At 65.1% G+C, this 6,119-nt stretch carries 5 protein-coding genes; 2 read left to right on the top strand and 3 right to left on the bottom strand.

The window, feature by feature from the left end:
* On the top strand, positions 1–473 hold a 473-nt coding region (locus tag HP547_RS23905), incomplete at its 5' end, for a DUF4197 domain-containing protein (RefSeq protein ID WP_172287786.1).
* Between the two features lie 65 nt (positions 474–538).
* Here HP547_RS23905 and HP547_RS23900 read toward each other — a convergent pair.
* Both HP547_RS23900 and HP547_RS23895 read right to left on the bottom strand, forming a co-directional pair.
* A complete protein-coding gene (locus HP547_RS23900; protein WP_172287783.1) occupies positions 539–3,604 on the bottom strand; it encodes an efflux RND transporter permease subunit in 3,066 nt (1,021 codons plus the stop codon).
* A gap of 6 nt (positions 3,605–3,610) precedes the next feature.
* Positions 3,611–4,711, bottom strand: a complete 1,101-nt coding sequence (locus tag HP547_RS23895) for an efflux RND transporter periplasmic adaptor subunit (RefSeq protein WP_172230933.1) — start codon at positions 4,709–4,711, stop codon at positions 3,611–3,613.
* 156 nt (positions 4,712–4,867) lie between these two features.
* On the opposite strand from HP547_RS23895, the gene HP547_RS23890 reads away from it, so the two are divergent.
* Entirely contained in the window at positions 4,868–5,509 is a 642-nt protein-coding gene (locus tag HP547_RS23890; protein ID WP_172230936.1) for a TetR/AcrR family transcriptional regulator, read from the top strand.
* Between the two features lie 102 nt (positions 5,510–5,611).
* Here HP547_RS23890 and HP547_RS23885 read toward each other — a convergent pair.
* On the bottom strand, positions 5,612–6,119 hold a 508-nt coding region (locus HP547_RS23885; protein ID WP_172287780.1), incomplete at its 5' end, for a class I SAM-dependent methyltransferase.

The raw sequence follows: 6,119 nt of genomic DNA, 5'->3' as shown, positions 1-6,119 counted from the left end.
ACCTGGGCAAAGCGGCCAAGGCCATGAAGATGTTTGGCAAGGGCGACCAGGTCGAAGCCCTGGAAACCAGCATGAACAAGGCCGCTGAAGCAGCAGTGCCGCAGGCCCAGGCGATTCTGGTAGATGCCGTGAAGAACATGAGCGTGACGGATGCCAAGGGCATTCTCAGCGGCGGCGACGATTCGGCCACCCAGTACCTGAACAAGAGCAGCCGCGAGCAGATTCGCGCCAAGTTCCTGCCTATCGTCAAGCAGGCTACCGACAAGGTCGGCGTGGCTCAGCAATACAATGCCTTCGCCGCCCAGGCCAAGGGGTTGGGGCTGGTCAAGGATGACGCCAATATCGAGAACTATGTGACCGAGAAGGCGCTGGATGGGCTGTTCGAGATGATCGCCAAACAGGAACAGAGCATTCGCCAGAACCCGGCTCAGGCGGCTACCAGCCTGGCCAAGAAGGTGTTCGGCGCTCTTTGAGGCCGCCAAGGGCTGCTTCGCAGCCCATCGCCGCGAAGCGGCCCCAATGGCTTGATTGACTGATATCAGCCCTTCCTGACCCTGAACCATGCCGCATACAACGCCGGCAGAAACAGCAAGGTCAACACCGTGGCCACGATCAACCCGCCCATGATCGCCACTGCCATCGGCCCATAGAACACGCTACGCGACAGCGGAATCATCGCCAGCACGGCCGCCAGCGCGGTCAGCACGATCGGCCGGAAGCGCCGCACCGTGGCCTCGATGATCGCCTGCCAACGCTGCATGCCCGAGGCGATGTCCTGCTCGATCTGGTCGATCAGGATAACCGAGTTGCGCATGATCATCCCCGCCAGGGCAATGGTGCCCAGCATGGCAACGAAGCCGAACGGCTGGCGGAACACCAGCAGGAACAGGGTCACGCCGATCAGCCCCAGGGGGGCGGTGAGGAACACCATGACCGTGCGCGAGAAGCTGCGCAGCTGAATCATCAGCAGGGTCAGCACCACCACCACGAACAGCGGCATGCCGGCATTCACTGACTTCTGCCCGCGCTCGGAGTCCTCTACCGTGCCGCCTACCTCCAGCAAGTAACCGTCCGGCAGCTTGGCGCGAATCTCGTGCAGGGTCGGCTCGATCTGCTTCACCAGCGTCGCCGGCTGTTCCTTGTCGTAGATGTCGGCACGCACCGTCACCGTCGGCAAGCGGTTGCGGTGCCAGATGATGCCTTCCTCGAAGCCGTACTCCAGGCTCGCCACCTGCGACAGCGCCACGCTCTGACCGTTGTCGGTCGGCAACGCCAGGCTGCCCAGGTTGGCCAGCTCGCTGCGCTCCTGCCGTGTGCCGCGCAAAAGGATCTCGATCAGTTCGTTGTCTTCGCGGTACTGGCTGACCGTGGTACCGGTCAACGAGCTCTGCAGGAAGCTCGACAGGTGCGCGGTGCTGACGCCAAGCGCGCGGGCACGGTCCTGGTCGATTTCCAGGAACACCGCCTTGCTCGGCTCTTCCCAGTCCAGGTGCACGTTCACCACGTGCGGGTTCTCGCGCACCTTGTCGGCCACTTCACGGGCCAGTGCACGGGCCTTCTCGATGTGTTCGCCAGTGACCCGGAACTGCACCGGGTAACCCACCGGCGGGCCGTTTTCCAGGCGGGTAACGCGGGCACGCAGGTCGGGGAACTGCTGGTCCACGGTGTCGATCAGCCAGCTGCGCAGGCGCTCGCGGTCCTCCATCGACTTGGCCAGCACCACGAACTGGGCAAAGCTGGCTGCAGGCAGTTGCTGGTCCAGTGGCAAGTAGAAGCGCGGCGAACCGGTACCCACATAGGCCACATAGTTGTCGATGCCATCCTGCTGCTTGAGCAGTGCCTCGAGCTGCTTGACCCGCTCGGCGGTATTGGCCAGCGAGGCGCCTTCGGCCAGCTTCAGGTCGACCATCAGCTCCGGGCGCCCGGAGGCCGGGAAGAACTGCTGAGGCACGAAACGGAACAGCAGGATGCTGCCGACAAAGGCTGCCAAGGTCAGCACTATGACCGTCTTGCGGTGCCCCACGCACCACGCCACCACTCGCCGCACACGCTGGTAGAACGGCGTGGCGTAGGGGTCTGGTGCGTGGCCGTCCGAGCCATGGCGCGCCGCATGCAGCTTGGCCAGGTCAGGCAGCAGGCGCTCGCCCAGATAAGGCACGAACACCACGGCTGCGACCCACGAGGTGAGCAAGGCGATGGTCACCACCTGGAAGATCGAGCGGGTGTATTCGCCAGTGCTGGAGGCCGCCGTGGCAATCGGCAGGAAGCCCGCCGCCGTGATCAGGGTGCCAGTGAGCATCGGAAAGGCGGTGCTGGTCCAGGCGTAGCTGGCCGCCTTGAGGCGGTCGTAGCCCTGCTCCATCTTGATCGCCATCATTTCCACGGCAATGATCGCGTCGTCCACCAGCAGGCCCAGGGCCAGCACCAGCGCGCCCAGGGATATCTTGTGCAGGCCGATACCGAAGTAATGCATGGCGGCGAAGGTCATCGCCAGCACCAGCGGGATGGCCAGCGCCACCACCAGGCCGGTGCGCAGGCCGAGGGAGAAGAAGCTCACCAGCAGCACGATCACCAGTGCCTCGACCAGCACCTGGACAAACTCGCCCACGCCAGCCTTGACCGCCGCCGGTTGGTCCGAGACCTTGCGCAGCTCCATGCCGGCCGGCAGGTTGTGCGCCAGGCGCTCGAACTCGCCTTCCAGGGCCTTGCCCAGCACCAGAATGTCACCGCCGTCCTTCATCGACACGGCCAGGCCAATGGCATCTTCACCCATGAAGCGCATGCGCGGTGCAGGTGGATCGTTGAAGCCACGGTGCACCTCGGCCACATCTCCGATGCGGAACGTGCGGTCACCGACGCGGATAGGGAACTGGCGAATCTGCTCGACACTGTCGAAACGCCCGCTCACCCGCAGTTGCAGGCGCTCGCTGGGTGTCTCGAAGAAGCCGGCAGTGCTGACCGCGTTCTGCTCCTGCAGGGCCTGCTGCACCGCCTCCAGCGGCACGCCAAGGGTCGCCAGCTTGAGGTTGGACAGCTCGATCCAGACCTTCTCGTCCTGCAGGCCGAGCAGCTCGACCTTGCCCACGTCCTTGACCCGCTGCAACTGGATCTGGATCCGGTCGGCGTAGTCCTTGAGCACCGCATAGTCGAAGCCGTCACCGGTCAGCGCATAGATGTTGCCGAACGTGGTGCCGAACTCATCGTTGAAGAACGGGCCCTGGACCTCGGGCGGCAAGGTGTGGCGGATGTCCGCGACCTTCTTGCGGATCTGGTACCAGAGCTCGGGGATGTCGTCTGAATGCAGCGAGTCGCGAGCCATGAAGGTGACCTGTGACTCGCCGGGGCGGGAGAACGAAACGATCTTCTCGTACTCGCCGGTTTCCATCAGTTTCTTCTCGATGCGCTCGGTCACCTGGCGCGACACTTCTTCAGCAGTGGCGCCAGGCCACAGGGTGCGGATGACCATGGCCTTGAAGGTGAACGGCGGGTCCTCGCTCTGGCCGAGCTTGGTGTAGGACATGGCGCCAATGGCCGCCAGCAGGATCATCAGGAACAGGACGATCTGGCGGTTGCGCAGCGCCCAGGCAGAAAGGTTGAAACCCATCGGGACTTACTCCTTGGCCGTCAGGTTCACTACACGGTTGGTGCGGTCCACAGGGCGTACCTCCTGGCCCTCGCGCAGCACATGGCCACCGGCGGCAACCACCCAGTCGCCCGGGTCAAGGCCTTCGAGCACCGGCACGCTGTCACTGCCATACGCCCCCAGGCGCACCGTAGCCCGCTCCAGGCGGCTGTCCTTGTTGACCCGCCAGACATAGGCCTGGCCGTTTTCCGCAGTGACGGCGGACAGCGGCACAGCCAACGGGATCAGCCCTTCGTGGGCAATGAATACCCGGGCGCTCTGGCCCAGGTCCGCAGGTGTAGCGGCCGTGGCAAAGGCGATGCGCGCGGCGAAGGTGCGTGAGCGCGGGTCGGCGGCAGGTGACAACTCGCGAATACGCCCCTGGAAGCGCGCCTCCGGGAGCGACCACAACTCGACACTCACCGGCTGGCCCACGGCGAAGCGGGCAAAATGCTGCTCCGGCAGGCTGATGGCCACCTCCCGTTCGCCATCGGCGGCCAGGGTGAACACGGTCTGCCCGGCGGCAACCACCTGGCCCACCTCGACCTGGCGCTTGGCGATAACCCCGGCCTGCGGCGCGCGCAACACGGCATATTCGGCCTGGTTGCCGGCCACGTCGAACTCGGCCTTGGCCTGCTTCAGGCGGGCCTGGCCGGCGCGGTAGAGGTTTTCGGCATTGTCGTACTGCGAGTGGCTGACCATCTGCCGGTCCAGCAGCTTCTGGTAACGATCGCGCTCGGCGCGCACCAGCGACAGGTTGGCCTCGGCGGCCGCCAGCTGGGCGCGGTTGGCTTCCAGTTGCAGGCGCACATCTTGCGGGTCGAGCTCGGCCAGCGGCTGGTCGGCCTTGACCCGCTGCCCCTCCTCGACCAGGCGCTTGCTGACCTTGCCGGCAATGCGGAAGGCCAGCTCCGGCTCGAAGCGCGCCCGCACTTCACCGGGGTAACTGTCGGCAGCGGCTTCGGCCGGCTGCGGCTGCACCACCAGCGCCGGGCGAGGCGCGGCGGGCGGGGCGGCTTCCTGGCCGCACGCCGCCAGGAAAAGCACGGCGGCGGCGGGCAAGGCGATGGACAAGGCATGGCGCAACATGATGAATCCTTTCGCGGAGGGCACTTCGAATATTTGTACTGACGGGTATATTAAGTCAGGCAAGCGGTGGCGGGAAGAGTGTGCGTGGTGGATTTTGCGAGGTACGGCGGAGCGCTGTGGCGCCTGACCCGTTAAGATGGGCGCTTCTTCAAGCAGATGCAGACCACAATGTCCAACGACGCCCCCATCGGTCCAGGCCGGCCAAAGGACTTGGCCAAGCGCGAGGCGATTCTCGAAGCGGCCAAGACGCTGTTCCTCAGCCTTGGCTACGCCAACACCAGCATGGATGCGGTCGCTGCGGCGGCAGGTGTTTCAAAGCTCACCGTCTACAGCCATTTCACCGACAAGCAGACGCTGTTCTGCTCAGCGGTCATGGCAACCTGTCAGATCCAGTTGCCCGACTTGCTGTTCGAGTACCCCGAAGGGGCGCCGGTGGAAGAGGTTCTGCTGACCATCGCTCGTGGCTTCCAGGCGCTGATCAGCAGTGACGAAGCGGTCAAGCTCAGCCGCTTGATAATGGCTCAGGGCAGCCAGGACCCGAGCTTTGGCGAGTACTTCTACGAGGCCGGGCCCAAGCGCGTGCTGGCGGGGATGGAAGCGTTGCTGCGTGGGGCGGATGAGCGGGGCTTGCTGCGCATCGACAACCCGCTGCGGGCGGCCGAGCATTTCTTCTGCCTGGTCAAAGGCGCCCCGGATTACCGGTTGTTGCTGGGCTGCGCGGGGCCCCTGGACGGCGACGAAGCCGAGGCCCATGTGCGCGAGGTGGTGGGGGTGTTCCTGCGGGCTTATCAACCCTGAGGCCCGCGAATGTCTTTGCGGGAGCGCAGGCTCCGAGCTGGTTGGCACCGGCTACGCCGGTGTTCGCGGCTGAAGCCGCTCCCACAGAAGTAACGAGGTTGCTCAGGCCTTCAGGGCCTTCTTCGGGTAAATGTCATACCGGCTCGACTTGCCCTCCAGGCTATGACTCGGCTTCGGCCCGTCGATGATCGGTGCCTTGCGCGGGCGCTTCACCACCACCCGGTGGCTGGCCAGGACAAGAGCGGCTTCGAGCAGCGCCGGGGCGTCCAGGTCATCACCGACCAATGGCCGGAACACGCGCATTTCCTTCTTCACCAGCGCGCTCTTGTCCCGGTGCGGGAACATCGGGTCGAGGTAGATCACCTGCGGCGCCTCACCTTCCCAGTCGCGCATGCGCTGAATGGCGTTGCCCGTCAGCAGGCGCATGCGCCCCACAATCGGCCCAACCTCGGCATCCGACCGGGCCCGCGCCAAGCCATCCTCCAGCAACGCGGCAATCAGCGGCTGTCGCTCGATCAGGGTCATCTGGCAACCCAGGCTGGCCAGCACGAACGCGTCCTTGCCCAGCCCCGCCGTGGCATCCAGTACCTGTGGTCGCACGCCCTGGGCG

Origin of the sequence: Pseudomonas sp. CM27 (assembly GCF_013179515.1) — a bacterium.
GTDB lineage: Bacteria > Pseudomonadota > Gammaproteobacteria > Pseudomonadales > Pseudomonadaceae > Aquipseudomonas.
Note: the sequence above shows the minus strand (reverse complement) of the source record. Positions and strands in the feature narration are given on the sequence as shown.

What these genes read in the sequence shown, in the direction of transcription:
- HP547_RS23900 (WP_172287783.1), bottom strand. Translation starts at nt 3,604, where the DNA reads ATGGGTTTCAACCTTTCTGCCTGGGCGCTGCGCAACCGCCAGATCGTC.
- HP547_RS23895 (WP_172230933.1), bottom strand. Translation starts at nt 4,711, where the DNA reads ATGTTGCGCCATGCCTTGTCCATCGCCTTGCCCGCCGCCGCCGTGCTT.
- HP547_RS23890 (WP_172230936.1), top strand. Translation starts at nt 4,868, where the DNA reads ATGCAGACCACAATGTCCAACGACGCCCCCATCGGTCCAGGCCGGCCA.